This is a genomic window from Aliirhizobium wenxiniae, assembly GCF_019511445.1.
Lineage (GTDB): Bacteria > Pseudomonadota > Alphaproteobacteria > Rhizobiales > Rhizobiaceae > Neorhizobium > Neorhizobium wenxiniae_A.
On the sequence record NZ_JAEUAN010000003.1, the window covers coordinates 206,228 to 231,332 of the forward strand.

General features: G+C 58.9%; 23 protein-coding genes, 1 tRNA gene and 1 riboswitch. Of the genes, 9 read left to right on the forward strand and 15 right to left on the reverse strand.

Annotation, left to right across the window (positions count from 1 at the left end; all coding sequences use genetic code 11):
- Window positions 1-23 precede the first annotated feature (23 nt).
- Window positions 24-560 carry a 50S ribosomal protein L19 gene (gene rplS, locus JNB91_RS05155; RefSeq protein ID WP_220324454.1) on the forward strand — a complete coding sequence of 179 codons (537 nt, stop codon included), beginning with the start codon at window positions 24-26 and terminating at the stop codon, window positions 558-560.
- A gap of 129 nt (window positions 561-689) precedes the next feature.
- Here rplS and JNB91_RS05160 read toward each other — a convergent pair whose 3' ends face one another.
- Entirely contained in the window at window positions 690-1,715 is a 1,026-nt protein-coding gene (locus tag JNB91_RS05160) for a sensor domain-containing diguanylate cyclase (protein ID WP_220324455.1), read from the reverse strand.
- Window positions 1,716-2,064: 349 nt separating this feature from the next.
- On the opposite strand from JNB91_RS05160, the gene leuC reads away from it, so the two are divergent.
- Window positions 2,065-3,474: a 3-isopropylmalate dehydratase large subunit gene (leuC, locus tag JNB91_RS05165; protein ID WP_220324456.1), complete on the forward strand. Its 1,410-nt coding sequence runs from the start codon at window positions 2,065-2,067 to the stop codon at window positions 3,472-3,474.
- Window positions 3,475-3,690: 216 nt separating this feature from the next.
- Here the strand turns inward: leuC and JNB91_RS05170 are convergent, their stop codons facing one another.
- Entirely contained in the window at window positions 3,691-4,242 is a 552-nt protein-coding gene (locus JNB91_RS05170) for a L,D-transpeptidase family protein (RefSeq protein WP_220324587.1), read from the reverse strand.
- Between the two features lie 135 nt (window positions 4,243-4,377).
- Between JNB91_RS05170 and JNB91_RS05175 the strand changes: the two genes are divergently transcribed.
- Both JNB91_RS05175 and JNB91_RS05180 read left to right on the forward strand, forming a co-directional pair.
- Window positions 4,378-5,058 (forward strand): response regulator transcription factor, encoded by a 681-nt coding sequence (locus tag JNB91_RS05175; protein ID WP_112453880.1) that lies wholly within the window; start codon window positions 4,378-4,380, stop codon window positions 5,056-5,058.
- Complete coding sequence (locus JNB91_RS05180; protein WP_220324457.1) at window positions 5,059-5,514, forward strand: cyclic nucleotide-binding domain-containing protein; 456 nt, start codon at window positions 5,059-5,061, stop codon at window positions 5,512-5,514. It abuts the gene before it with no gap.
- Window positions 5,515-5,750: 236 nt separating this feature from the next.
- Here JNB91_RS05180 and JNB91_RS05185 read toward each other — a convergent pair whose 3' ends face one another.
- The 6 genes from JNB91_RS05185 to tesB form a co-directional block, all read right to left on the reverse strand.
- Complete coding sequence (locus JNB91_RS05185) at window positions 5,751-6,551, reverse strand: exodeoxyribonuclease III (RefSeq protein WP_220324458.1); 801 nt, start codon at window positions 6,549-6,551, stop codon at window positions 5,751-5,753.
- A gap of 105 nt (window positions 6,552-6,656) precedes the next feature.
- A complete protein-coding gene (locus tag JNB91_RS05190) occupies window positions 6,657-7,304 on the reverse strand; it encodes an outer membrane lipoprotein carrier protein LolA (protein WP_220324459.1) in 648 nt (215 codons plus the stop codon).
- Window positions 7,305-7,410: 106 nt separating this feature from the next.
- Window positions 7,411-10,107 carry an FtsK/SpoIIIE family DNA translocase gene (locus JNB91_RS05195; protein WP_220324460.1) on the reverse strand — a complete coding sequence of 899 codons (2,697 nt, stop codon included), beginning with the start codon at window positions 10,105-10,107 and terminating at the stop codon, window positions 7,411-7,413.
- Between the two features lie 209 nt (window positions 10,108-10,316).
- Window positions 10,317-11,678, reverse strand: coding sequence for an ammonium transporter (locus JNB91_RS05200; RefSeq protein WP_220324461.1), 1,362 nt, complete (start codon window positions 11,676-11,678; stop codon window positions 10,317-10,319).
- Between the two features lie 28 nt (window positions 11,679-11,706).
- Window positions 11,707-12,057, reverse strand: a complete 351-nt coding sequence (locus JNB91_RS05205; protein ID WP_180356110.1) for a P-II family nitrogen regulator — start codon at window positions 12,055-12,057, stop codon at window positions 11,707-11,709.
- Between the two features lie 207 nt (window positions 12,058-12,264).
- Complete coding sequence (gene tesB, locus JNB91_RS05210) at window positions 12,265-13,143, reverse strand: acyl-CoA thioesterase II (RefSeq protein WP_220324462.1); 879 nt, start codon at window positions 13,141-13,143, stop codon at window positions 12,265-12,267.
- An 87-nt stretch (window positions 13,144-13,230) separates the two neighbouring features.
- Here tesB and JNB91_RS05215 point away from each other — a divergent pair, with 87 nt between their 5' ends.
- Window positions 13,231-14,445 carry a ubiquinone biosynthesis hydroxylase gene (locus JNB91_RS05215; protein WP_220324463.1) on the forward strand — a complete coding sequence of 405 codons (1,215 nt, stop codon included), beginning with the start codon at window positions 13,231-13,233 and terminating at the stop codon, window positions 14,443-14,445.
- A 130-nt stretch (window positions 14,446-14,575) separates the two neighbouring features.
- On the opposite strand, the gene JNB91_RS05220 is transcribed toward JNB91_RS05215, so the two are convergent.
- From JNB91_RS05220 to JNB91_RS05235, 4 genes are all read right to left on the reverse strand, one after another.
- Window positions 14,576-14,764: a Trm112 family protein gene (locus JNB91_RS05220; protein ID WP_183995044.1), complete on the reverse strand. Its 189-nt coding sequence runs from the start codon at window positions 14,762-14,764 to the stop codon at window positions 14,576-14,578.
- Between the two features lie 11 nt (window positions 14,765-14,775).
- Complete coding sequence (locus tag JNB91_RS05225) at window positions 14,776-15,453, reverse strand: LON peptidase substrate-binding domain-containing protein (protein ID WP_220324464.1); 678 nt, start codon at window positions 15,451-15,453, stop codon at window positions 14,776-14,778.
- Between the two features lie 107 nt (window positions 15,454-15,560).
- Window positions 15,561-16,565 carry a thioredoxin gene (gene trxA / locus JNB91_RS05230; protein ID WP_220324465.1) on the reverse strand — a complete coding sequence of 335 codons (1,005 nt, stop codon included), beginning with the start codon at window positions 16,563-16,565 and terminating at the stop codon, window positions 15,561-15,563.
- Window positions 16,566-16,627: 62 nt separating this feature from the next.
- Entirely contained in the window at window positions 16,628-17,137 is a 510-nt protein-coding gene (locus JNB91_RS05235) for a prolyl-tRNA synthetase associated domain-containing protein (protein ID WP_220324466.1), read from the reverse strand.
- 255 nt (window positions 17,138-17,392) lie between these two features.
- On the opposite strand from JNB91_RS05235, the gene JNB91_RS05240 reads away from it, so the two are divergent.
- A tRNA-Gly gene (locus JNB91_RS05240) sits at window positions 17,393-17,467 on the forward strand.
- 156 nt (window positions 17,468-17,623) lie between these two features.
- Here JNB91_RS05240 and JNB91_RS05245 read toward each other — a convergent pair.
- The 3 genes from JNB91_RS05245 to metA all read right to left on the reverse strand — a co-directional run bounded on the left by JNB91_RS05245 (window position 17,624) and on the right by metA (window position 21,667).
- Window positions 17,624-19,312, reverse strand: a complete 1,689-nt coding sequence (locus JNB91_RS05245) for a flagellin N-terminal helical domain-containing protein (protein ID WP_220324467.1) — start codon at window positions 19,310-19,312, stop codon at window positions 17,624-17,626.
- A 296-nt stretch (window positions 19,313-19,608) separates the two neighbouring features.
- The gene (locus JNB91_RS05250) at window positions 19,609-20,631 is read right to left on the reverse strand and encodes an aldose epimerase family protein (protein WP_220324468.1); all 1,023 of its coding nucleotides are present in this window, start codon (window positions 20,629-20,631) and stop codon (window positions 19,609-19,611) included.
- Between the two features lie 115 nt (window positions 20,632-20,746).
- Window positions 20,747-21,667, reverse strand: a complete 921-nt coding sequence (gene metA / locus JNB91_RS05255) for a homoserine O-acetyltransferase MetA (protein ID WP_220324469.1) — start codon at window positions 21,665-21,667, stop codon at window positions 20,747-20,749.
- 61 nt (window positions 21,668-21,728) lie between these two features.
- Window positions 21,729-21,806, reverse strand: a riboswitch (SAM riboswitch).
- Between the two features lie 137 nt (window positions 21,807-21,943).
- Here metA and JNB91_RS05260 point away from each other — a divergent pair.
- The 3 genes from JNB91_RS05260 (at window position 21,944) to JNB91_RS05270 (ending at window position 25,001) form a co-directional block, all read left to right on the forward strand.
- A complete protein-coding gene (locus JNB91_RS05260) occupies window positions 21,944-22,402 on the forward strand; it encodes a hypothetical protein (RefSeq protein ID WP_220324470.1) in 459 nt (152 codons plus the stop codon).
- A gap of 109 nt (window positions 22,403-22,511) precedes the next feature.
- Complete coding sequence (locus JNB91_RS05265) at window positions 22,512-23,168, forward strand: thiamine diphosphokinase (RefSeq protein ID WP_220324471.1); 657 nt, start codon at window positions 22,512-22,514, stop codon at window positions 23,166-23,168.
- A 9-nt stretch (window positions 23,169-23,177) separates the two neighbouring features.
- Window positions 23,178-25,001 carry an ABC-F family ATP-binding cassette domain-containing protein gene (locus JNB91_RS05270; protein ID WP_220324472.1) on the forward strand — a complete coding sequence of 608 codons (1,824 nt, stop codon included), beginning with the start codon at window positions 23,178-23,180 and terminating at the stop codon, window positions 24,999-25,001.
- Window positions 25,002-25,105 lie beyond the last annotated feature (104 nt).

Here is a 25,105-nt window from a genome sequence, read left to right on the forward strand (position 1 = left end):
GAAGAACTGAAAAGGTTTGACCGATGAACATCATCCAGCAGCTGGAAGCCGAACAGGCAGCCAAGATCGAAGAAAAGCGCAAGCTTCCTGAATTCTCCCCGGGCGACACCGTCCGCGTCAACGTACGCGTCACGGAAGGTTCCCGTACCCGCGTACAGGCTTACGAAGGCGTCTGCATTGCTCGTTCGGGCGGCGGCATCAACGAGAGCTTCACCGTTCGCAAGATCTCCTACGGCGAAGGCGTCGAGCGCGTATTCCCGGTTTATTCGCCGCTCGTCGAAGGCGTCGAAATCGTTCGCCGCGGTAAGGTCCGTCGCGCCAAGCTCTACTACCTGCGCGATCGTCGCGGCAAGTCGGCTCGTATCGTCGAGAACACCGGCACCCGCGCCCGCAAGCTGAACGACGCCGAGCGCGCTGCTGTTGCCGAGGAAAAGGCACGCATCGAAGCTGAAAAGGTTGCTGCAGCACAGGCTCTGGCCGCCGAAAAGGCAGCACAGGAAGCCGCTGAAGCAAAGGCAGCAGCAGAAGCAGCAAAGGCTGCCGAAGCATCTGCAGAATAAGATTTGCCGATCACGGCATGCGAAAAAGGCGACCTTCGGGTCGCCTTTTTTGTTTCCATATTGGCAGATAATGAATGACGCGCAGGCAGGGCAGAAAGGCGCTCTTAACGCCGCTCAATCGTCTCAAAGCTACCGCAGCACGAACCGGTCGCGGCCTGCTTCCTTGGCCTGGTAGAGCGCTTCATCGACCGCCTTCAACAGACCCAGCCGCTCCGAACCGGCATCCGGCGCAAGCGCCGCACCGATGCTGAGGCGCGCGCTGACGATCTTGTCGTCGACAACGAAAGGCCGGCGAAACTCTTTCAGCAGGCATTCGGAAAGCTCGGAAAGGGCTGCGACATCTGGTGGATCGGGTACGAAGATCGCGAACTCGTCGCCGCCCATGCGCACCACCACATCCTGCGCCCGCACGCATTCGCTGATCCGCTTGGCCGCATGGGTCAACACCTGATCGCCGGCATGATGGCCGAGCTTGTCGTTGATCTGCTTGAAACCGTCCATGTCGAGATAGAGCACGCCAAACCCCTGCTGCGAGGAAAGCGCATTGGCAAGCATCACGTCGATCAGCGAAACAAGTGCCGACCTGTTATAGAACCCCGTAAGCGGATCGGTCATTGCCGCGAGCTTCAGCTTCTGCTCGGCAAATTCCATCAGGAACTTCGCCTTCTGCAGCCGCAGGAGGCCGCTGGCGACATCGGCAAACTGGCGCAGATTGCGGATCTCGGCATCGCTGAAATCGCGAGGTTTCGTGTCGATGAGGCAGAATGCGCCGACAGGCATGTCGGGATCGATCGAGATCGGCGCTCCGGCATAACTGCGGAAATGCGGCTCGCCGGTCACGTAGGGCATGTCACGCAACTCGGGATGACGCGCCATATCCGGAATGAGGACGACCTCGTTGGCGAAGACGACGCGCGAGCAGATCGACACCTCGCGCGAGCAGGCGGAAATCTCGATACTGCCGACCTGGCAGGCGACGCGCTGCCAGTCTTCATCGACAATGTTGGCCGCAGCGACCGGGCTGTCGAAAACATCCTTGGCCAGTTGCACCAGCGACGTCAGTTCGGGTGTGGAAAAGCCGCCGGGAGCGATCAGCGACCGGACGGAAAGCAATCGTTCAGCTTCGTTATGCGGAAGCTGGACCGCGAAAGCCATGTGTACCTCCTCGTCGCGCCGCAAGCCCCCGCCACAGGAAATTACGACGCAAAAATAGAGCGTTCTCAATATTTCGCTTCTCGCATGAGCACCCAGCAGAGGCAATTGCCGTGCCGCTAAAAAACTGGTAATAGACCGGCCATGGGATCGAAATTCGGATGCCTCGCGAAAAGATTTATCGTGCTGCAGGACCACAAGCGTCTGCCGGCACGCTTCTTCGCATCCGTATCCGGCGCTCTCAACAGCCGACTTAGCTGACGGTCGCTTAGACGCGACCCGTGCTGCGGCACACGCTTTTGCCGCCAAAATTCCCCTTTTTCAAAAACTGTTCTCGAACGGAATGGCAGCCATGAGCGCACCTCGTACTCTCTACGACAAGATCTGGGACGACCACGTCGTCTCTCAGGACGAAAACGGAACCTGTCTTCTCTACATCGACCGTCACCTGGTTCACGAGGTGACGTCGCCGCAGGCTTTCGAAGGACTGCGCATGGCCGGCCGCAAGGTACGCGCGCCTGAAAAGACGCTCGCCGTCGTCGACCACAACGTTCCGACCACGGCCGATCGCCACGAAGGCATCAAGAACGAGGAAAGCCGCATTCAGGTCGAGGCGCTCGCGCAGAACGCCCATGATTTCGGCGTCGAATATTATTCCGAAAAGGACGTCCGCCAGGGCATCGTCCATATCGTCGGCCCGGAACAGGGCTTCACCCTGCCGGGCATGACCATCGTCTGCGGCGACAGCCACACCTCCACCCATGGCGCGTTCGGCGCATTGGCGCATGGTATCGGCACGTCCGAGGTCGAGCACGTTCTCGCCACCCAGACGCTGGTGCAGAAAAAGGCCAAGAACATGCTGGTGCGTGTCGATGGCAAGCTGCCGGAAGGAGTCGGCGCCAAGGATGTCATCCTCGCCATCATCGGCGAGATCGGCACCGCCGGCGGCACCGGCCATGTTATCGAATTTGCCGGCGAAGCGATCCGCTCGCTGTCGATGGAAGGCCGCATGACCGTCTGCAACATGACGATCGAAGGCGGCGCTCGCGCCGGCCTGATCGCGCCGGACGAGACCACCTTCGAATACATCAAGGACAAGCCGCGCGCGCCGAAGGGCAAGGCCTGGGATATGGCGCTCGACTACTGGAAGACGCTCTATACCGAAGAAGGCGCTCATTACGACAAGGTCGTCGTGCTGGATGCCGCCAACCTGCCGCCGATCGTCACCTGGGGCTCTTCGCCGGAAGACGTCACGACCATCGAAGGCACCGTGCCGAACCCGGACGAGATCCAGGACGAGAACAAGCGCAGCTCGAAATGGCGCGCGCTGGATTACATGGGCCTGAAGCCGGGCACGAAGATGACGGACATCACCGTCGATCGCGTCTTCATCGGCTCCTGCACCAACGGCCGCATCGAAGACCTGCGCGCCGCGGCAAAGGTGGTCGAAGGCAAGAAAGTGGCGTCAACCGTTTCTGCCATGATCGTGCCAGGCTCCGGCATCGTCAAGGAAATGGCCGAAGCCGAAGGCCTCGACGTGATCTTCAAGGATGCGGGCTTCGAGTGGCGCGAACCGGGCTGCTCCATGTGCCTTGCCATGAACGACGACCGCCTGAGCCCCTACGAGCGCTGCGCCTCCACCTCGAACCGCAACTTCGAAGGTCGCCAGGGCTACAAGGGTCGCACTCACCTCGTCTCGCCTGCAATGGCGGCGGCGGCGGCGGTCGCAGGGCATTTCGTCGATATTCGTGAGTGGAAGTAACTTGGGCGGCAGGGATGGATCCCCTCACTTGCGATTTCTAACACTTAGCTGAAGCTAAGATGTTGAAATCGCTTTCTCTCCCACAGAGGGGAGAGATAAGTGCGCCGCACCAGCCGCGAGTCTACCTCTCCCCTTGTGGGAGAGGTTACAAAATCAAGATCTTAGCCAAAGGCTAAGTCTTAGATTTTGTTGGTGAGGGGATAGGCCACAGCCCAGTCACCCCACCACCTTCACCACCGTCCCCTTGCGCAGATGCGGCAACAGCCGTTTCATGTCGCGCGGGTGAACCGCCACGCACCCGGCCGTCGGCTGATACCCCGGCTTGATCAGGTGGAAAAATATCGCCGAACCACCAAAGCGTTTGCGGGACGAAATATTCCAGTCCATCACCAAGCAGACATCGTAAAGCCCGTCCGTGCGCATCATCTCTTCATGGCTTGGCCGGAAGGGCGATTTTACCAGCCGGTTATACGCCGCATGCCTCGGCTCGTCGCACCACAGCATCTCAGCACCGATCCGCCGCATCGAAAGCGGCGTCTGCGGCAGCCTGATCCGTTCGCCGCGGGTAAAGCCCGAGATGAGTTTCATCGCCGCAATCGGCGTCGCCCCGTCCCCTTCCCGCTTGAAAGCCGAGACCCCGGAACGGCCGATTGCCGCCTGCAAAGTGATTCCCTTGAACGACACGATTGCCCGTTTCCGGTCTCGCGGCGCCGTCCGCACCGTCACAACGGATTGTTTTTTTGACTTTTGCACACGGAAAAGCGGCATTTTCTCACGAGGTTTTGCTTTGAATATCATTTTGTTTGAAATCATAGCATCTTGGGCTTTACATCGAGGAGCCCTATTTACGCTTAGATTCCGATAACACGGACGAAAACGGGCGACACGAAAGGCAAGAGCTGTATGGCAAGAACGATACTCCTGGTAGACGACGACAATGACCTGCGCGAGACGCTGGTCGAACAACTGTCGTTGTACGACGAGTTTTCGCTGTTGCAGGAGGAGAATGCCACCAAGGCCATGAACACGGCCAAGACGGCGCAGGTCGACCTTCTGATCATGGATGTCGGTCTTCCCGACATGGATGGCCGCGAAGCCGTAAAGCTCCTGCGCAAGAACGGTTTCAAGGCGCCGATCATCATGCTGACCGGCCACGACACCGATAGCGACACGATCCTCGGCCTCGAAGCCGGCGCCAACGATTATATCGTCAAGCCGTTCCGCTTCGCCGTTCTGCTTGCCCGTATCCGCGCCCAACTGCGCCAGTACGAGCAGAGCGAGGACGCGACGTTTACCGTCGGCCCCTATATCTTCAAGCCGAGCCAGAAGCTTCTTACCACCGACGACGGCAAAAAAATCCGCCTGACGGAAAAGGAAGCGGCGATCATCCGTTATCTTTACCGCGCCGGCCAGAAGGTCGTCACCCGCGATGTTCTGCTGGAGGAGGTCTGGGGCTACAATTCCGGCGTCACCACCCACACGCTTGAAACCCATGTCTACCGTCTTCGCCAGAAGATCGAGCGCGATCCCTCCAATGCCGAAATTCTCGTTACCGAGAATGGTGGCTACAAGATCGTCCCGTAAATGGCACTGAACGACGATATCAGGCTGCTCTCCAGCGTCCCGCTGTTTCGTGAACTGGATGGCGATCAGCTGCGCCTGATCGCCTTCGGCGCAGAACGCCGCGCGCTTGCCGAGACGCAGGAACTTTTTCGCGAGGGCTCTCCCGCCGAAGCAGCCTATATCGTCGCAAGAGGCCAGATCGGCCTCTACGCCGCCGACCGTTATGGTGATATCCGCCATCAGAAGACGGTCGGGCCTGGTACGCTCCTGTCCGAACTCGCGCTGGTCACGATGGTGGAGCGAAAATTCACCGCCGTTGCGGCATCCGATGCCGAAGTGATGAAGATCAGCCGCCAGCTTTTTCAGCGCCTGCTGGAAGAATACCCGCAGGTCGGACGATTGATCGAGGCTCGCATCCGCGAAAATATCGCCGGACTGGCCAAGGCAGCTGCGGCGATGGAACACCGGTTCCGGTAGGTTTTGGAACGCGGCAGCGCCTCGTCCAACGTCCCACCTCGCTCAAGTCCCCCTCTGGCCTGCCGGCCATCTCCCCCACAAGGGGAGAGAAGAATTGCCGCGCCCCCCTGCCTCGATGTAGGAATGCCGAGGGAGCCGCAAGTTAAGCCCTCCCCCTTGTGGGGGTCCGTAAGGACGGGGAGAGACCCGTGGCTCGAGCCAGGTCGGTTGGGAGGGGTCTGTATTCCCTACCCCCCTCAGAACTTGAACACCGCCGTCACCGGCACATGGTCCGACGGCTGGTTCCAGCCACGGGCTTCCTTCAATATCTCGATCCGGTCGAGAAACGGCCCAAGCTCCGGCGACGACCAGACGTGATCCAGGCGACGGCCCTTGTTGGCGGCCTCCCAATCCTTGGCGCGGTAGCTCCACCACGTGTAGATCTTTTCCGGCTCCGGCGTGTACTGGCGCATCAGGTCCAGCCAGCCACCCTTGGCGATCACCTCTTTCATGCCGTCGGTCTCGACCGGCGTATGGCTGACGATCTTCAAAAGCTGCTTGTGTGACCAGACGTCGTGCTCCAGCGGCGCGATGTTGAGATCGCCGACAAGGATCGACGAGACACCGGGCATATCCGCCTTCAACGCCTTCATCTCCTCGACGAAATCAAGCTTGTGACCGAATTTTGGATTGATCTCCCGGTTCGGTTCGTCACCGCCCGCCGGGACATAGAAATTATGCAGCCGGATGCGGCGCGAGCCGCGCTCGAAGAGCGCCGAGATATGCCGGGCATCACCCATGCCGCAATAATTCTGCCGGTGGTCTTCGGCAAGCGGGATCTTCGAGGCGATGGCCACGCCGTGATAGCCCTTCTGGCCATGCACGATGATATGCTCGTAACCGAGATCCTTCAGCGGCTGATAGGGAAACTCCGGCTCCTGGCACTTGATTTCCTGCAGGCACAGAATGTCCGGCTGGTTACGGACGATGAACTGCTGCACGATCGGCATGCGCAGGCGTACCGAGTTGATATTCCAGGTGGTCAGGGAGAATGTCATGGAGAACCTCGATTGTCGGTCGAGGTCTAGGCGATTTTAGAGACCATGAGAAGCAAAAAGGGCCGCGAATGTCGCAGCCCTTCAGACAGTACGAGGATGCAAATCTCAGCCGCGACCGCGCACTTCGGCATAGTCGATGGCAAACACCTTCTCGTCGAAACCGACGCCGGTCTTGACGTTGTAGATCATCACCGACGTGTCCTTGCCTTGGTTGTCGGTGATCGTCCACTGACGCAGGTCATAGGTTTTGCTGTCGAACATCATGGTGATGGTCGAATCGCCGAAGATGGTCTTGTTGCCGAGAACGATCGTCGTCAGGTCGCTTTCTTCTTTCACACCACGTACGGCATCGTTGGAAAGATCGATCCGGTCTGCCAGAAGCAGTGTCAGCGGCGTCTTGGACAAGGGATAGAGGTCCCAGGTCTTCAGCTTGATATTGCCGACGACGACATTCTTTCCGTCGGAAATCACGCGCAGCGGCGACGGGTCCTCGAAATTGAAACGCAGCTTGCCGGGGCGTTCGATATAAAACTTGCCGCCGGTCTGTTCACCGCGCGGGCCGAACTGCACGAATTCGCCCATCATCGTCTTCACCGAAGAAAAATGGTCGGCGATCTTCTGGGCTGCCGCACCGCCTGCTCCTTGCGCCGACGCCATCGACGGCAACACGGCTGAAGCGGCAAGGCCGAAAAGGCCTGCGGAAAATTGTCGGCGGTCGATCCGGATGGAAAGGGCTGTTTTTTCTTTGGTCATTCTGGTCTCCATCCAAATGCACTGGGCCGTAAACGCGGCGTCATCATGACTTGCGGGCGGCTTGGCAACCCGCAAGCGGCGTGATCACGAAAGACTTACCGGCGGACTACCGCTCGATAATGTCCGCCTCGGTCGGCACGAGAATCTCGCGCTTGCCGGCATGGTTTGCCGGTCCGATCAGCCCTTCCTTCTCCATCCGCTCTATCAGCGAGGCAGCGCGGTTATAGCCGATGCCGAGACGCCGCTGGACGTAGGAGGTCGAAGCCTTTCCGTCCCGCAGAACGACCGCGACGGCCTGATCATACGGATCGTCCGAATCCGACAGATTGGACGTGCCCGCCGGACCGCTACCACCGCCGTCTTCATCTTCATCGTCAGCCGTGATCGCTTCGAGATATTGGGGCGCCCCTTGCGTTTTCAAGTAGGCGACGATCTCTTCGACCTCGTTATCCGAGACGAACGGCCCGTGGACACGCTGAATGCGCCCGCCACCCGCCATATAGAGCATGTCGCCCTGACCGAGCAGCTGTTCGGCACCCTGTTCGCCCAGGATCGTGCGGCTGTCGATCTTCGACGTCACCTGGAAGGAAATGCGCGTCGGGAAGTTCGCCTTGATCGTACCGGTGATGACGTCGACCGACGGACGCTGGGTCGCCATGATGACGTGGATGCCGGCAGCACGCGCCATCTGCGCCAGACGCTGCACCGCACCTTCGATATCCTTGCCGGCCACCATCATCAGATCGGCCATTTCGTCGATGATGACGACGATATAAGGCATCGGCTCGAGATCGAACTCTTCCGTCTCGTACATCGCCTCGCCCGTCTGGCGGTCGAAGCCGGTCTGCACGGTACGGGTCAGGATCTCACCCTTGTCCTTCGCCTGTTCGACGCGGGAATTGAAGCCGTCGATATTGCGCACGCCGATCTTCGACATCTTCTTGTAGCGCTCTTCCATCTCGCGGACGGTCCACTTGAGCGCAACGACGGCCTTCTTCGGGTCGGTAACGACGGGAGAAAGCAGATGCGGAATACCGTCATAGACGGACAGTTCGAGCATCTTCGGGTCGATCATGATCAGGCGGCACTTCTCCGGCGTGTAGCGATAGAGAAGCGACAGGATCATCGTATTGATGGCGACCGACTTGCCCGAACCGGTCGTACCGGCAACAAGCAGGTGGGGCATCTTGGCAAGGTCGGCCACAACCGGCTCGCCGCCGATCGTCTTGCCAAGCGCCATGGCAAGCTTCGCCTTGCTGCCTTCAAAATCCTTCGAACCGATCATCTCGCGCAGATAGACCATCTCGCGGGTGCGGTTCGGCAATTCGATACCGATCGCATTGCGGCCGGGTACGACGGCGACACGCGCCGCGATTGCGCTCATCGAGCGGGCAATATCGTCGGCAAGGCCGATGACGCGGGACGACTTGATGCCCGGCGCCGGTTCCAGTTCGTAAAGTGTGACGACCGGACCGGGGCGCACATGAATGATCTCGCCCTTGACGCCAAAATCTTCCAGCACGCCTTCCAGCATGCGGGCATTCTGTTCCAGCGCATCAGCCGAAAGCGACGCATCGCGGGCGACGGCCTTCGGCTCAGTCAGCAGATGGACCGAAGGAAGCTGGAAACCGTCTGGACGGATAAACGAACCCTGGGCCTCGCGCGACACGCGGGCACTCGGCTTCGGGGCGCCCGCGGCTGGTGCAACACGCGCAGAACGGCCACCGGATTGCGGCGCACGCGAAGTCACGAACGGCGCATCGTCATCATCATCGTCGTCGGCAAGAATACCGGCCGGTCGGCGCGGCATGTCGTCCATGTCGAACGGCGGGTCTTCGTCGTGATCGTGACCATAGATCGGCGGAGCGGAAACCACCCGGCGCGGATTGCCGGCAACGCGCTCACCCGCACCGTCGAGAGAGGGCTCCATCCGGCGCGTATCGCCACCGGCAGCCTTTGCGCGGACCGGCTCGTTCAGCTTGCCGAATTCGTCCTCGTTGAAATCATAGGGCTGGTCGTAAGTCTGTCGTGCGCGCGGCTTCATGCCCACCATGCGGCGCAGGCGAGCCTGGGTGATGTACCAGTAATGCGCGGCAAGACCGAGCGGCAGGAAGCGTTCGAGGAAGCCGCCGTCATCCTCCTCTTCGTCTTCTTCATCGCGCCGTGCGCGAGAGACGACGGCAGCGACCGGCTTGTCGTCGTCTTCCTCTTCCACATCCAGCTCAAGCGGGTCGCCGACGAGACCGGAGGCAAACAACATCAGCCAGATGCAGGGAATGGTGAAGATACAGCCCAGCACCATGGCGACCATGCCTGTCGGATAAGCGCCGACGAACAAGGCGGGAAAGCGCAGGATCATGTCGCCGATGACGCCACCGATACCGTTCGGGATCGGCCATGTCTGCGGCGCGGGAAAACAGCCGAGCATTGCGGAAGCGAGGATTGTACCGCCACCCCAGGCAGCCAGCCGCGCCGGAATACGATCGAAGCGACGGCCGGAAATCAGCGCGAGAGCAAAGGAAAGCACGGGTAGAAGCGCGATGATGCCGGCAAGACCGAGAAACTGCATCATCAGGTCGGCAAAGGCCGCCCCGCCGAAGCCGAGAAGATTGGTCGGCGGATTATCGGTGGCGTAGGAGAAGCTCGGATCGGCGACATTCCATGTGGCAAGTGCCGCAACCGCCAGAGCCAGGCATAAGAAAATGCCGAAGCCGATCAGCGCGAGCGTCTGCCGGAGCACGAAAGAGCTGAGAACCGAGCGGGTTGACCGGTTTGCCAATGCCGCCGAACTGCTTCTGCTCATCGTGTCTGCCCGCCGCCTGTGAAACGAAATAAGGTGCGCAATCCGGCAAATGCCGTCGCACAATTCCATGACAAGGTAACGCGAGGATGGTTAACGCAGCTTTAACCAGATGATCCGCAGGCCGCTTCCAAAGACGAAAATGGCCCGGCGCAAGGCCGAGCCATCTGATTTTGGCGAAGGATCAGGCCGGCTGAAACCGGCCGCGCCCCTTAGCTGTGATAGGCAGATTCGCCATGTGCGGAGAGATCGAGACCTTCGCGTTCGGCTTCGACCGGAACACGCAGGCCGACGATCAGGTCGACAACCTTGTAGAGGATGATCGAGCCGATACCGCACCACAGGATGGTGACGACGACGGCATAAACCTGCGTCATGAACTGACCACCCATCGTGACGCCTTCGGCATAACCGATGCCGCCGAGCGACGAGGAGGCGAAGATACCGGTTGCGAGCGCGCCGAAGAGGCCGCCTGCACCGTGAACGCCGAACACGTCGGCCGTGTCGTCATAACCGAACTTGTTCTTGATGACGGAGACGAAGAAGTAGCAGATCGGCGAAACGAGCAGGCCCATGATGATCGCGCCCATCGGGCCGGCGATACCGGCAGCAGGCGTAATGGCGACGAGACCGGCGATCATGCCCGAAACGGCACCGAGCAGCGAAGCCTTGCCGCGGGTGAAGGTTTCGACCACCGACCAGGAAACGACAGCTGCTGCGGTTGCAAGGAAGGTGTTGACGGTTGCGAGCATCGCACCGCCCGAAGCTTCGAGGTTCGAACCGGCATTGAAGCCGAACCAGCCGAGCCAAAGCATGGCGGAACCGACGAGCGTCAGCGTCATCGAATGCGGAGCCATCATGTCCTTGCCGAAGCCGGTACGCTTGCCGACCATGATCGCACCGATGAGACCTGCAAGACCGGCATTGATGTGAACGACGGTGCCGCCTGCGAAGTCAAGCGCGCCCCAGCCGAAGATCAGGCCGTTTGCATCCCAGACCATGTGGGCGATCGGGAAGTAGACGAAAGTGACCCACAGCAGGCAGAACAGCACCGCAGCCGAGAACTTGATGCGTTCGGCGAACGCGCCGACGATCAGAACCGGCGTCAGTGCCGCAAAAGTCATCTGGAACAGCATGAAGATGAATTCCGGAATGACGACGCCATCCGTGAAGGTCGTGGCGGTCGTATCAACCGTAACGCCGGAAAGGAACATCTTGGCCGTACCGCCCCAATACGGGGACGTGCTGCCGCCGAAGGCGAAGGAATAGCCGTAAATGACCCAGACGAGCATGACGGAGGAGCCGACGACGGTGCACTGCATCAGCACGGAGAGCATGTTCTTGGAGCGAACGAGGCCACCATAGAACAGCGCAATGCCCGGCATGATCATGAAGAACACCAGAAGGGTGCAGATGAACATGAAGGCGGTATCGGCCTTGTCCGGAACCGGAGCGGCGGCAGCAGCTTCGGCAGCGGGTGCCGCAGCTTCCTGCGCGAAGGCAACAACCGGCGCAAACAGGGCTGCAGCAGCTGCGCCCATGCGTCCGAGGTTGGAAATCTTGGTCAATTGCATGGTTTGAAAACTCCCCTGTAAGCCGTGCTTAAAGCGCTTCGGTGTTGGTTTCGCCGGTACGGATGCGCACGGCCTGCTCGATCGAATAAACGAAGATCTTGCCGTCCCCGATCTGGCCGGTCTTCGCGGACGAGGCGATCGCCTCGATAGCCTTCTCCACCAGATCGGCGGATACGGCGATTTCGATCTTTAGTTTCGGCAGAAAACTGACGGCATATTCGGTGCCGCGATAGATTTCGGTATGCCCCTTCTGACGTCCGTAACCCTTGACCTCGGTGACGGTCAGGCCCTGGATACCGACAGCCGTGAGTGCTTCGCGCACCTCATCCAGCTTGAACGGCTTGATAATGGCCATCACGATTTTCATCTGGCTTCCCATCCTTTGTTTATTTCGGCCAAGGCCGACTCTCCTCATCACGGGCATCTGGACCTGCGACTGGGCGAGTACATTCAAAGGGCGTGCCAGTTTGAAATTGGCGATAAGTATTTGAAAAATATAAACCTAAATATCGCCTTGGAGAAATAAGGCAATTGAGCGCCACAATGTCGCACATTTTATGTGCATTTGGCAATTTTTGCGCAAAATTTATTCATTTGCCTTTTTACGAATCAATCCCTCCTGCGCAACGGATGCGACCAGCAGGCCTGAACGGGTGTAGAGGCTGCCTCGCGTCATGCCGCGACCACCAGAGGCGCTGGGACTATCCTGGCTATAGAGCAACCAATCATCGAACCGGATAGGCCGATGAAACCACATGGCATGATCGAGGCTTGCCGCCTGAAGCCGGGGATCGAACACTGACGTGCCGTGCGGATAAAGCGAGGCATCGAGCAGCGTCATGTCGGAGAGATAAGCAAGGATGGCAGCCTGAACACCGCGGTCATCCGGCACGTCTCCCACCGTCCGAACCCAGATATCCTGCCTGGGCTCCAGCTTTTCAGTCGTCAGGTAGTGCTTCATCGAGGTCGGGCGCAGCTCGATCGGGCGCGGCCGCTCCCAATACCGGCGAATAGCCTCTGGCGCCTTTGGCAAAAACAGTCGCTTGAACTCGGCCTCGTCCATCAATTCCTCTGGAGCCGGCACGTCCGGCAGGGCAATCTGATGATCATAGCCATCTTCGTCACGCTGGAACGATGAAGACAGGGTGAAAATCGCCCGTCCGTGCTGGATAGCCTGCACCTGGCGCGTGGCAAAACTTCCGCCATCGCGGATCCGCTCCACCTGATAGACGATCGGAACGCTCGGGTCGCCCGGACGCACGAAATAGGCATGCAGTGAGTGGATGAAACGATCTGCGTCGACCGTTCTTTGCGCCGCCACCAGCGCCTGCGCGATCACCTGCCCGCCGAACACCCGCTGCCAGCCGATATCAGGGCTCGTTCCGCGATAGAGATTGTGCTCAAGCTGCTCCAGATCGAGAATATTGATGAGCTGTTCCATCGGGCTGAGGGTCGAACCTGGCATTTTTACGAACTCCGGCAATAGGAAGCGACGATCGGATGATCTATATCCACCTCATCAACAACCACAAGACTGACGGGAGCCTTTGAGATGCTGGACATGATGGTGGTCGGAGCGGGATATGTGGGCCTTGCGGCGGCAGTCGCCGTCAAGCAGGCCGCGCCGCACCTCAACATCGAAGTCGTGGAAGCGGCCCCAGCGCATGTATGGGAAAAGGACGAGCGCGCCTCCGCGATCATCACGGCCGCCAGCAAGATGCTCGACGTGCTTGGCGTCTGGGACGAGATCCTCGTCCACTCTCAGCCGATCAACCGGATGATCGTCACCGACAGCCGCACCTCCGATCCCGTTCGCCCGGTCTTTCTCACCTTTGACGGCGAGATCGAGGAAGGCAAACCCTTCGCCCATATGGTGCCGAATGTGGAAATGGTGAGAGCACTGAGGGGGGCAGCAGAGCGGCTCGGCATAGCCATCCGCCACGGCCTTTCCGCCACTGCCTTCACGACCACGAGCACCAGCACGACCGTCACCCTGTCCGACGGCTCCACCATCGAGACCAAACTGCTCGTCGCATGCGATGGCGTGCGCTCGAAACTGCGCGACATGGCGGGCATCCGCACCGTCAACTGGCAATACGGCCAGTCGGGCATTGTCGCGACCGTTGCCCATGAACGCCCGCATGACGGCGTCGCCGAAGAGCATTTCCTTCCCTCCGGCCCCTTCGCCATCCTTCCGCTGCCGAACAACCGCTCGTCGCTGGTCTGGACGGAACGGACGGATGACGCCGACCGGCTGATCGCCTCCGACGATCTCGTTTTCGAAGATGAACTGCAGCGCCGCTTCGGCCATAAGCTCGGTGAACTGACCGTGGTCGGCGGCCGCAAGGCTTTTCCGCTCGGCCTCACCCTTTCACGCGCCTTCGTCGCGCCGCGTTTCGCACTTGCCGGCGACGCCGCACACGGCATTCACCCGATCTCCGGCCAGGGCCTCAATCTCGGCTTCAAGGATGTCGCAGCCCTTGCCGAAACCATCGTCGAGGCGGATCGGCTCGGCCTCGATATCGGCTCGCTCAACGTGCTGGAACGCTACCAGTCCTGGCGCCGTTTCGACACGTTCCGCATGGGCGTGACGACCGATGTCCTCAACCGGCTGTTCTCCAACGACATCACCCCGATCCGCATCGCCCGCGATTTCGGCCTCGGCCTTGTCGAGCGCATGCCGAAGCTGAAGGATTTCTTCATCACCCAAGCGGCTGGGACAGGCGCAGAGGGAAATCCAAAGCTTCTGGCCGGCGAGCAGATCTGAAGCACCGCCCTAAACGTATTCCTCGGGCTTGTCCCGAGGATCTGTCCACGTTGCAACCATCGCAACGTCGTAGATGCTGGGGACATCCTCGGGTTAAACCCGAGGACGAGCATGACGAAAACAACCCTTCTCAGTCCTCGATCTTCCGCGCTTCGGACACCAGCATGATCGGAATGCCGTCACGGATCGGATAGGCGAGACGGGCGCCTTCCGAAATCAGCTCATTGCGCTCGCGATCCAGCGAAAGCGTGCCCTTGGTCAACGGGCACACGAGCAGATCGAGCAGCTTCGGATCGACATTGCTGAGCTTTTCGTCCACCACTTAAGGCCTCACTGTAAAATCGTATCGGTATCCGCCAGCCCTCTTGCCAGCAGGATTTCCGTGATCGCGATCAGCGTTTCCGCCCGCGTCTTCAAATCCGGCGCCTCAAGCAGCGCCTGCTTTTCCGCCGGGCCGAAAGGCGACATCATCGATAGCGAATTGACAAGAGTTCGGTTGCCTGCGCGCCCGACACTGTCCCAATCCACTTCCAGCTTGTTGGCGTCGAGATAGGCCCGGAACACCCGCAGCAGCTCGCGCCGGTCGACAGAAGCCTCGTCATCCTCTTCCGACAGATCGCTCATGAAGGGCGCGAAGCGGAACATGCGGTATGGCTGGCTATCGTCCGCCTCGTCCAGCAGTCGGAACCGGCAGACACCGCTGAGCGAAAGGATATAACGCCCGTCGCCGGTCTCGGCGAAAGAGGTGATCCGTCCTAGGCATCCGACGGAGGAAAGCGCCGGTCGCAGCGGGTCGGACGCATCCGATGGCTCCAAGAGCGACGGCTGCACGACACCGATCAACCGGTCGCCGGCAAGCGCCGCATCGAACATGGAAAGATAACGCGGCTCGAAGATATTCAGCGGAAGCTGGCCGCCCGGCAGCAGCAGTGCTCCCGTCAGCGGAAACACCGGCATGACTTCCGGCAGATCTTCACGTTTCACGTACCGTGCGTTTCCCACATGCATCGGTTCGGCACCTCCCGCAGATTGCTCCTGATCACAGGTTTTCTAAACCGGATATCTGGGGCTCCAACCGCCGATCGCAAGACCGGCGGCAGTGGATAACGTGTTGTTTAGGAAAAGAGGATGGACGAAAGACGGCGACGGGCTGCAATCGTCGCGGGATCCTTCGGACCCCAAACCTCGAAGAACTGCAAAAGTTCCCGGCGTGCGCCATCATCGTCAAAAGTCCGGTCCTTGCGCATGATCGTCAGAAGATGATCAGCCGCCTGTTCGCGTTCGCCCTGAACGTTGAGGATTTTCGCAAGCTTCATCCGCGCCGCATGGTCGTCCGGATTGGCCTCCAGCTCGCGCGTCAGCGCCACCGGGTCGCCCAGCTTGCGTGCTTCGATGATCTGGTCGAGCTTCTTGGAGACAGCCTGGATGGTCGGATCGGCCACCATCTCTTCAGGCAGGGATTGCAGCATCTGGCCTACACGCTCGGTTTCGCCCATGGCGATCAGGCACTGCATCATGCCGGCGGCAGCCTTGGCATTTTCCGGATCGGCCTGCAGCACGGCACTGTAGAGCTGTGCCGCGCCCTCGATGTCGCTCGCGGCAAGCAGGCCATCCGCTTCACCGAGGATCGCCTCGATCTCGGCTGCCTGATCGGCACCGGCCGGACCTGCAACCTTGTCGATGAACTGGTTGACCTGACTTTCCGGCACCGCCCCCATGAAACCATCGACCGGACGACCATCGACGAAGGCGATGACCGCAGGGATCGACTGGATGCCGAGCTGGCCGGCGATCGACGGATGGTCGTCGATATTCATCTTGACCAGCCTGACGCGTCCCTGGGCCTCGTTGACGGCCTTCTCGAGCACGGGGGTCAGCTGCTTGCACGGACCGCACCAGGGCGCCCAAAAATCGACCAGAACCGGCTGACGGCGCGATTCGTCCAGAACATCCTTGGCAAAGCCGGCCGTCGTCGTGTCGCTCACGTAGCCACCCGCCGCCGGAGCGGCCGCCTCAGGGCTTGCCGCAGGCGAACCGAAGCTTGCCGTCTGGCTGCCATATCCGCCGCCATAGGATCCGGCGCCGTAAGATCCAGCGTAGGGATTATCGTTGCCGCTCATGGATGTTCTCCCGGGAAATCAGGGTGCGAACCCTTTTAATTGTCTGCCCGAAACATCGTATGTCAGTCCGTCACTTTCAAGACAAGCGGCGTGTGACCGGTCGCCTCCAGAAAACGGATAAGATCGTTTCGTCCAATCGATGTCGTCGCATCGTTGGAAAGCGGATGACCATTGATGATCTCATGCTTCATCAGGTCTTCATCCAGCACGAAAGTGACGTTTCTGTCCGTATCGCAGAACGCGCCGAACACCGTCACCGAACCCGGCACGACGCCGAGATATTCGAGCATCATCTCCGGTCGGCCGAACGAGACACGGCTCGACGCCCCGATCACCTTGTGAACCGTTTTCAGGTCCACCACCGCATGCTCCTCGACCGTCAGGACGAAATACTGATCCTTCTTGTCCTTCACGAACAGGTTCTTCGTATGCCCTCCGGGGATCTGATCTCGCAGGTCCTGCGATTCAGCCACGGTGAAAACCGGCTCGTGTTCTTTCGTTGTGTGGGAAATATCGAGGCTATCGAGAAAAGCGAACAGATCGGCGGCTGTCTTCGGCATATTTTCGGTCACATCCGGGGTCGGGTTTGGCAGGAAATGCAAACTATAGAGATAAGCCCGATCGCCTCCAAGCCATTCTCCACATATTCACCGAAAGCCAAAAGCCCTGCAAAACAAGGGCTTTAGCAGAAAATGAAAAAATCTTTGCCCGGATCGTCATTTCTCTGTTGCATTTGAAAATCGTCTGGGCCATATAGCGCCTCGTCGGCGGCAACGAGCCACTGACCAGACGGCTCCGAACTACCACACGGACCGACGGATTGATGAGCGGGTGTAGCTCAGTGGTAGAGCACAACCTTGCCAAGGTTGGGGTCGAGGGTTCGAACCCCTTCGCCCGCTCCAGTCCCTCCCAAGAATATAGAAGTACGGTTTATCACTGACTTCTCTTGGGAATAGAAGGTAGGCCTCCGGTTATCACGCTTCGGTCTCGCTGCTCCTTGGTGAAGTATTTTCGCGCACTCGCATCGAAGCGCCCACACACACAAGCGCAGATCATCTTCAGCTTTCAAAGAGGCTGAGAATTCCCTGCGTCGCCGAATTCGCCATGGAAAGCGATTGAACAGCGAGAAGTCTCTGCGTCTGTAAAGCGGCAAACCTGGATGATTCCTCTTCCATGTCAGCATCCACAAGCCGTCCAATTCCAGAATCGATTGCATCACTCATGTTGGCGGAAAAGCGAAGCTGCTTTTCGATCCGCTGTTGTACTGCACCTAGCGAGGCGCCGCCTGAAATCGCCTCGCCGATCATGTATTCGACGCCGTCGATATAGGCATCGAGAGAAATTGCCGAAGAGGTAATATCAATGTCCTTGAAATCAAAAATTGGCGGATTGCTGATGCTATCCCTCACGCCCGAAAACGTGAAGGTAGAGCGATAACCCTGTACGGGGTGAACAGCGGGATCAATATCGATACGCACGCCATATCCCGTATCGGAGATGATCAGCCCTTTGCCCGCCAATTTGTTGTTGAGGATGGCGGCCATATCTGCGGCAGAATCGACGACGCCGTCGGTCGTTCCCAAAGCCGCATCCACATCATCGCGAGTAACAGTGAAACTTTCAGCCGGATCGTTGGTAATGGACAGCTCGAAAGAAAACGTCACGCTCGGGTGAAGCTTGAACGAATTGCCGAACATCATCTGCGTGGAGGCATATTCATTATTGTTGGTTTCGGTCGGACCAGCCTCAAGCCCAAAGGCGTTCCCACCGGTCAAGGTGGAGGTCAGGTTAGCAATAGAAACACTTGACCCCAGCTCACCGGTCGTTTCGCGAGATATGAAACCATAACCCTCGGAACCTCCGCCCGGCTCGTCATATCCATTTGTCGCCGGCACGCCGGCTTGGTACAGCGCGTAGGCGAGCACATTGCTCCATCTCACATGGTTCGGAACAAGACCGTCGTTGCGCCCGGTGACTTGATTGACCAATGCCTGATCGATCTCGACATGGTAGGTTTGACCGGCAGAATAGACACTCGCGTCAACGGTTATGTCGAACTCAACCTTGTCGAAAGCGGAAAACGATGCGGGCCCTGTGAAACCGTAACGATCCCGGCCGAAAAATGCGTACGTATCCGGAGGATTGCTTCGCAACCCTCCTATGTCCCCAATCGCCCGGTCGTCCTTCTGCAGAATACCGCCGCCTGTACTGTTTATCAGTGATATTCCTGACAGGTCGACATCGGTCTGATTGACGGACACGCCGCCTGAACCATCCCGGATGAAGGACGATACGACCGAGGCTTTGCTAAGGCTGGTGTCATACATGTCGGCGATATCTGTATTCAACCAGTTGGTGCCGCTAAAACTCGCACTGCGAGCTATGCCCGACGCATGGTCCTTCAAAGCGTTCAACTCACCCTGGATCTTGTCCAAATCCATGCTGGTCTCTTTCGCCCCAACAAGCTTTGCCTTGGCTTCGCTGAGTACATCGATAACCGATTCCAGTCCGTTATAAGCAACGTCGACTTTTGCCGCGCCAACGCCGAGCGCATCGCTGGCAGCCGAAATTGCCTTGTTATCGGAACGCATCGTCGTCGCAATCGACCAATAAGCAACGTTATCAGAAGCTTCCTGCACCCTGAGACCGGACGATACCCGTCCCTCGGCATTCTGCAGCCCCGCATTTATTGAGCGCAGGGCACTTATTGCGGCAGAGGCAGACGCATTCGTCAAAATGGATGTCATTTAAATGACCCAAGCAAAAAATGATGAATATTGAAGGATTTAGGATCGACACGTCATGCGTCCCAGTAAATTAGAAACTACACAAATCATGGTTAACGAAATCTTACCCGTTCTTGGGATTTCGCAATCGATCTGTGTGGTATCGTCAGTGAAGCCGGCATGCCGATCACCCGGAAGCCTCTCCCACCGAAAGCTGCAACACGCGCTTGGATGAGCCCGACTTTTCCGGACGTGTAATCGCTCAGTGGTGCGCTAACCTTCGCACAAACCAGAACCTGGCAGCGTCGTTTTGGTTTTCAGCTCTTCGAAAACACGTAATCCGTTTCCTGGCGCAGCACCTCGCCCGGGCGCAAAACCGCATTCGGGAAACCCGCGTGGTTGACCGCATCCGGCCAGACCTGCGTTTCAAGGCATAGGCCGGCATAGTTGCCGTATTTGCGGCCATCGAAGCCCGGCACCGGCACATTGACCATCACGCCGGCGTAAAACTGCACGCCCGGCTCCGTCGTCCTCACCTCCATAGAGACACCCGAATAAAGGCTGCGCACCAGCGCCACGGAGCGTTTGGCCACACGCTCGTTCGACAGGCAGTAATTGTGGTCGAACGGCACCTGGCGGCCATCGTCGAGCGTGCGCCGCACCGGCCCCATCCGGCGCAGGTCGAAGGGCGAACCTGTCAGGTCATTGAGCCTGCCGGTCGGGACGAGCCTTGCATCGACATCCGTTATCCTGTCGGCAGCGATCATGATGTCGTGGCCGAAGATGTCGTCGCGACCATCGAGGTTGAAATAGGAATGCTGGCAAACATTGGCAGGCGTCGGCTGGTCAGAGACACTTTCGTAGATGACCGAGAATACGCCATCAGCCTTAAGCTGGTAGGTCGCGGTCACGCTGCAGTTGCCGGGATACCCTGCGCGTCCATCGGCATCGACAATCGTCAGCACCACCTTGTCGGCTTTATGTTCGACAATCGTCCAGTTGCGCTTTCCCATCCCGTCCGAGCCGCCATGCAGATGCGTGACGCCGCGCTCGTTGAGTTCGAGCTGGTAATCGCGGCCATCGATCGAGAATTTTCCATCACCGATACGGTTTGCGCAGCGGCCCGGCGTAGCGCCGAAATAAGGCGAATAAGCCGGATAGGAGGCAAAGTCGTCGAAGCCGAGCACCAGCGGCGCATCATGCCCTTTCAGGCGCAGGTCCTGGATGACGGCACCCCAAGTGATGACATTGGCAGTCAGCCCGCCGCCACTGATCTGCACACGATAGACCGGCTCGCCGTCCTGCGTGGTGCCGAAAACCTCGAATGCCTGCCCTGCCATGAGTTCCTCCGCCTTTTTATCGGCGGCAAACTGCGCGATTTGGCAAAGTCCCGCAATGGGAAACGGCGACGCGCGGCGTCTTTTCCAAACGCCGCCTCAAAAGCCACACCAGTTCTTATACGGTGCCGATCTTGTCCAGATCGTAATGGGTCGTCTGGTACATCTCGTTGATCCAGTTTCCGAACAGAAGATGCGCATGGCTGCGCCAGCGGTTCTGCGGCGTCAGCGTATCGTCGTTATGCGGAAAATAGTCATGCGGCATCTTGATCGGGATGCCGGCATTCACGTCGCGAAAATATTCATCCGCCAGCGAGGTGGAATCATATTCGACATGGTTGAACATGTAGAGCCGGTTGCCCTTTTTCTCATGCACGAGGCAAAGGCCCATCTCGTCGGATTCCATCAGGATTTCCAGATCGGAGGTCTTTTCGACATCCTCGCGACGCACCTCCGTCCAGCGTGACACCGGGACCTGGAAATCATCGGAAAAGCCGTTGAGATAGACCGAGGCCGGCGAAAGATTGCGGTGGCGGTAAACGCCGAAAGCCTTTTCGGTCAGCGCATGTTTCGGCACGCCGTGAAAATGATAGATCGCCGCCATAGCGCCCCAGCAGACATTCATCGTCGAATGCACATTGGTCTGCGTCCAGTCAAAAATCTGGCGCATCTCGTCCCAGTAGCTCACATCTTCATAATCCATCTGCTCCACCGGCGCGCCGGTGATGATGAATCCGTCGAACTTACGATCCTTCACCTCTTCCCAGGTGCGGTAGAAGGAGAGGAGATGTTCCTCGGAGGTGTTCTTCGCCTTGTGCGTGCCGAGCCGGATCAATGAAAACTCAACCTGAAGTGGCGAGGCGCCGACGAGGCGCGCCATCTGCACTTCGGTCTTGATCTTGTTCGGCATGAGATTGAGAAGCCCGATCTGCAGCGGACGGATGTCCTGCCTGACGGCGATCGTTTCGGTCATGACGCGCACGCCTTCCGAAACGAGGGTGGCAAACGCAGGAAGCGTATCGGGAATCTTGATCGGCATGTTCAGGCCCCACAAACAAAAAGCCGGCACGAAAAATCGCAACCGGCCCGTGGGAAGTGAAGTCCAACTTCTCGCGGCCCTTTAGCGACTTTTTTAACGTGGCTGCAAGCCGGCCGGCCAAATCACCACGGAAGTTCGATTTATCAGATAATCCTTGCAGGAGGCGGCGTCAATGGGAGCAAATTCGACCCTACGCCTCATTATGCCAAATGCCCCATGTTGCGACCTTCTGCTAGCCCCCCCAAAACGCCAAGCTCAGCTTCACGTAAGCCTCAAATGAACAAATCGCCGGCAACAGAAAGGCAACTCAAGATGGTTTCGATCACCTCTACGTCTCAGACAAGTATCAGCACACCATATCGAGAGAACCGTAAGTCCGAGACGGTACCGGATTTCAACAACCTTCTGGAACAAGGCACATCCTCATCGTCGGAGAAGTATGACTTTTCCAGCATGTCGAGGCAGGAAATAGCCGACGCCGGGCAGCATCTGTTCCAGCGCGGCGAGATCACCATTGATGATATGTTCCGCTTCCAGCATCCGGATGGCAGACTGCACTTGGATACATCCGGCAACCGGACGGAATTGGATCCATCGCAGCAGATTAATTTCATTGACGAAACCCGTAGCGCGATCACCAATATGGAGATGAGCGGCGAGGCAAGCCGAGAGAAGTCCGGTTACAAACTGATGGTAGAATTGCTGGACAAGCTTGAAGGCAAATCCATCGACTGAGCCAATTTTCAGTCCGAAAAGGAAGTTTTAGGTCCTGCCGCTACTCTAGTGCATCACGATAGCATGAACACTTGAGCTTCCCCTGCCCCCACCCTTTGCGCTATGGGCAATGCCCATGGCCAATTCGACCTTTACAATCCTGCTTGGCGGCAATCTGGCCGTTACCGATCGCGTCAAAAGCGCGATTGCGGGAAGCCGCGTGATTGCTGCCGATAGCGGCATGCGCCATGCGGCCGGGCTTGGCGTTGTGCCGGAGCTCTGGGTCGGTGATTTCGATTCTTCCGATGAAGACCTGATCGCCCGTTTTCCCAAGGTCGAGCGAAAGACCTATCCGCCGGCCAAGAACGAGACCGATGGCGAGATCGCCACGGCCGAGGCGATCGAGCGCGGAGCAAAGCGCCTGATCCTCATCGGGGCACTTGGCGGCGAGCGCTCCGACCACGCATTGCAGCACTTCCTGCTTGCCATGGGCCTTGCCGAACGCGGCTTCGATGTGCTTCTCGCCTCGGGTGATGAAGAGGCCATTCCGTTCCTGCCGGGCACGAAAGTGATCGACCTTCCCAAGGGCGCGCTGTTTTCCGTCCTCGGTTTTTCCACCCTGTCTGGCCTCGACATCCTTGGCGCACGATATCCCTTGCAGGATTTCGCACTGCCTTTCGGTTCATCCCGCACCGTCTCTAATGTTGCGGAAGGGCCGGTCGAATTCCATCTAAAGAGCGGCAGGGCGATGATCCTTGCCCGTCCCCACGATTTTTCCGGAGCATAAACGGTCCTCATGGCACCTCCCATTCTCAAGCTTGACGACATCTTCCTGAGCTTCGGCGGCGCGCCGCTTTTGAACGGCGCCAGCCTGCAGGTGGAACCGGGTGACCGCATCTGCCTCGTCGGCCGCAACGGCTCTGGCAAGTCGACGCTGATGAAGATTGCGGCCGGCATGGTCGAGGCACAGTCGGGCGAAGTTTTCCGCCATCCGTCCGCAACCATCCGTTATCTCGAACAGGCTCCCGATTTCGCCGGTTATTCAACCGTGCAGGCCTATGCCGAGGCGGGCCTTGGCCCGGGTGACGATCCCTATCGCGTCACCTATCTGCTCGAACATCTGGGCCTGACCGGCGAGGAAGATCCGAACCGGTTGTCCGGCGGCGAATCCCGCCGTGCAGCGCTTGCCCGTGTCATGGCGCCGGAACCCGATATCCTTTTGCTCGACGAGCCGACCAACCATCTCGACCTGCCGACCATCGAATGGCTGGAAGACGAGCTGCGCAAGACGCGCAGCGCGCTGGTGGTGATCAGCCACGACCGTCGTTTCCTTGAAAAGGTCTCCAACGCCACCGTCTGGATCGACCGCGGCACGGCCCGCCGTCTTTCCCGCGGTTTCGGCCATTTCGAAGCCTGGCGCGATCAGGTTCTCGAAGAGGAAGAGATCGAACAGCACAAGCTCGGCAAGGCGATCGAGCGCGAAGAACACTGGATGCGCTACGGCGTCACCGCACGCCGCAAGCGCAACATGCGCCGCGTCGGCGAGTTGCAGGCGATGCGCGCTGCCTATCGCGGTCACAATGGACCGCAGGGCTCTGTTCAGGCTTCCGTGGCCGAAGGCAAGGAAAGCGGCAAGCTCGTCATCGAAGCGGAAAACATCACCAAGACCTATGACAAGCCGGTGGTCGCCCCCTTCTCGATCCGCGTCCATCGCGGCGACCGGATCGGCCTCGTCGGCCCGAACGGCGCCGGCAAGACGACGCTTCTGAAAATGCTGACCGGCCAGCTGGAGCCCGACAGCGGCTGGATCAAGCTCGGCACCAATCTGGAAATCGCAACCCTCGACCAGAAGCGCGAGGCCCTCGATCCCGAGGATACTCTGTCCCATTATCTGACCGATGGCCGCGGCGAGACCCTGCTGGTCAATGGCGAGCAGCGGCATGTGGCAGGCTATATGAAGGACTTTCTGTTCCAGCCTGAACAGATCCGCACGCCGATCAAGAACCTGTCGGGTGGCGAACGCGCCCGCCTGATGCTCGCCCGCATGCTGGCAAGACCGTCGAACCTCTTGATCCTCGACGAACCGACCAACGATCTGGACATCGAGACGCTGGACCTGCTGCAGGAAATCGTCGCCGGTTATAACGGCACCGTCATCCTCGTCAGCCACGACCGTGACTTTCTCGACCGTACCGTGACCTCGACCATCGCCCCGGCGACGCCTGATGCGCCCGATGGCCGCTGGATCGAATATGCTGGCGGCTATACGGACATGCTGGCACAGCGCAAGGGCGCTCAGGAAGAGCGAAAAAAGGCGGAAAAAGCGGCCGAAAAGCCGAAGGCCGAAAGCACGGCTTCACCCTCTGACGCGCCCAAATCCAAGGGAAAGCTCTCCTACAAGCAGAAATTCGCGCTGGAGAATATTCCCAAGGAAATGGAAAAGGCCGAAGCCGAGATCGCCCTTCGCGAAAAGAAGATGGCCGATCCCAACCTCTTCACCAAGGACCCGGCCAGCTTCAACAAGCTGGCGGCAGAGATGGAAAAGCTGCGCGAAAAGCTGACGCAGATGGAAGAGGAATGGCTGGAGCTTGAGATGCTGCGCGAGGAAATCGAAGGCTAAAAGGCCACCCACGCAGCGCTTCAACATTAAATATTTGTTAGCCTTAACAGATACTTAATTACAGAAAACAGTGTCTCGCTGCGGAACAATCCCGGTGTTCATCG

Bases quoted from the DNA above. Each gene is read 5' to 3' on its own strand.
- rplS (WP_220324454.1), top strand. From the start codon at position 24: ATGAACATCATCCAGCAGCTGGAAGCCGAACAGGCAGCCAAGATCGAA.
- tesB (WP_220324462.1), bottom strand. From the start codon at position 13,143: ATGCCAGGTTCGACCCTCAGCCCGATGGAACAGCTCATCAATATTCTC.
- JNB91_RS05225 (WP_220324464.1), bottom strand. From the start codon at position 15,453: ATGCATGTGGGAAACGCACGGTACGTGAAACGTGAAGATCTGCCGGAA.
- JNB91_RS05185 (WP_220324458.1), bottom strand. From the start codon at position 6,551: ATGACATTCTCCCTGACCACCTGGAATATCAACTCGGTACGCCTGCGC.
- metA (WP_220324469.1), bottom strand. From the start codon at position 21,667: ATGCCGATCAAGATTCCCGATACGCTTCCTGCGTTTGCCACCCTCGTT.
- JNB91_RS05250 (WP_220324468.1), bottom strand. From the start codon at position 20,631: ATGGCAGGGCAGGCATTCGAGGTTTTCGGCACCACGCAGGACGGCGAG.
- JNB91_RS05260 (WP_220324470.1), top strand. From the start codon at position 21,944: ATGAACAAATCGCCGGCAACAGAAAGGCAACTCAAGATGGTTTCGATC.
- JNB91_RS05180 (WP_220324457.1), top strand. From the start codon at position 5,059: ATGGCACTGAACGACGATATCAGGCTGCTCTCCAGCGTCCCGCTGTTT.
- JNB91_RS05245 (WP_220324467.1), bottom strand. From the start codon at position 19,312: ATGACATCCATTTTGACGAATGCGTCTGCCTCTGCCGCAATAAGTGCC.
- leuC (WP_220324456.1), top strand. From the start codon at position 2,065: ATGAGCGCACCTCGTACTCTCTACGACAAGATCTGGGACGACCACGTC.
- JNB91_RS05270 (WP_220324472.1), top strand. From the start codon at position 23,178: ATGGCACCTCCCATTCTCAAGCTTGACGACATCTTCCTGAGCTTCGGC.
- trxA (WP_220324465.1), bottom strand. From the start codon at position 16,565: ATGAGCGGCAACGATAATCCCTACGCTGGATCTTACGGCGCCGGATCC.
- JNB91_RS05200 (WP_220324461.1), bottom strand. From the start codon at position 11,678: ATGCAATTGACCAAGATTTCCAACCTCGGACGCATGGGCGCAGCTGCT.
- JNB91_RS05175 (WP_112453880.1), top strand. From the start codon at position 4,378: ATGGCAAGAACGATACTCCTGGTAGACGACGACAATGACCTGCGCGAG.
- JNB91_RS05195 (WP_220324460.1), bottom strand. From the start codon at position 10,107: ATGAGCAGAAGCAGTTCGGCGGCATTGGCAAACCGGTCAACCCGCTCG.
- JNB91_RS05265 (WP_220324471.1), top strand. From the start codon at position 22,512: ATGCCCATGGCCAATTCGACCTTTACAATCCTGCTTGGCGGCAATCTG.
- JNB91_RS05215 (WP_220324463.1), top strand. From the start codon at position 13,231: ATGCTGGACATGATGGTGGTCGGAGCGGGATATGTGGGCCTTGCGGCG.
- JNB91_RS05205 (WP_180356110.1), bottom strand. From the start codon at position 12,057: ATGGGAAGCCAGATGAAAATCGTGATGGCCATTATCAAGCCGTTCAAG.
- JNB91_RS05190 (WP_220324459.1), bottom strand. From the start codon at position 7,304: ATGACCAAAGAAAAAACAGCCCTTTCCATCCGGATCGACCGCCGACAA.
- JNB91_RS05160 (WP_220324455.1), bottom strand. From the start codon at position 1,715: ATGGCTTTCGCGGTCCAGCTTCCGCATAACGAAGCTGAACGATTGCTT.
- JNB91_RS05170 (WP_220324587.1), bottom strand. From the start codon at position 4,242: ATGCCGCTTTTCCGTGTGCAAAAGTCAAAAAAACAATCCGTTGTGACG.